Origin of the sequence: Micromonospora sp. NPDC047620, from assembly GCF_043205005.1 — a bacterium.
GTDB lineage: Bacteria > Actinomycetota > Actinomycetes > Mycobacteriales > Micromonosporaceae > Micromonospora.
The window spans coordinates 1-1012 of the sequence record NZ_JBIDDG010000216.1; the positions used below are offsets into that span (position 1 = coordinate 1).

Below are 1012 nucleotides of genomic sequence, written 5' to 3' on the forward strand. Positions count from 1 at the left end.
CTGACGGCCTCGGCACCTCCGCCCCGGGTGCCGCACTGAGCGTGTGCGCCGAGGCCGCGAAGACTCTCTCCGATGCGGACATCCCGCATGCAGGCCGCGCGATCTTCGAGGCGACCGGCGGCTCTGAGGAGTGGGCCCGCAGGTTGGCGCGGGGTCGACAGCCAGCAGTTTTGGCGCAAGCCCTTCGCGACCTTATCCAGTTGGACAAAGTCGGCTCGAAAGACGTTGTCGCCAAATTATATGGAACACCCACGCGCCTTATAGTTGTCGGACGCCCGATCGATGCGCTCACGGCCGCCGTACGTTCCGCGATGGTTACCGACGCCGCCACCGCAGCGATGCTCGTGGGTGCCCTCCAGGTAATCGACGACGACTTGACTCGAAGCGTATTGGAGACCATCTACGAGGACAGCCATACGATGTACATCTTCTTCGGCGAGGTCACTCAGATCCAGAACCCCATGAAGCAGGCCGACGTCGCGACAGCCTTTGCTCGGACGGGTATGCGCCGTGGCACGCGCGAGGGGAAATGGCTCAACGCGGTATACGAGTGGCGGGTGAAGACAGCTCACGCCTTTGTTTCTCCCCGGGCGGCGGAAGCTCTTGTACGAATGACGGCAGTTTGGGATATAAATTGGGGGAATGCAATCGCGGAAAATCTTTCGACGGGGCGAATAGTCAAAAGATTGAGCCATGGACGCCGTGATGATCTCGGTCCCACCGTGCGTTTGATTCGCACTCTGTGTGCGATCGACCGTGTTCAGCAGGCGGGCGAGATATTAGATGGTTTGCTGGCAAACGATATCGCCACCATTGCGCAGAACGCCTCGATTTCTGCACTGTGCCAATTGGTCGACATAACAGGCCGATTGCGGCCCGAACACGTAGGAGCCGGACTGCGCCATCTACGGACCGCGATCATGACGATGGTGGAGGACTCCACTTATTTGGACGAGCGGGCACTGTGGCAACGAATCGGGCGGGCACTCGTGGTGCTGCGCAGCTTTCCGGG

1 protein-coding gene is annotated in these 1012 nt (G+C 60.5%); it reads left to right on the top strand.

The genetic code is table 11. From position 1 onward, the window contains the following. A partial coding sequence (locus ACGF5C_RS35375; RefSeq protein ID WP_393308853.1) for a hypothetical protein occupies positions 1–1012 on the top strand: 1012 nt, incomplete at both ends.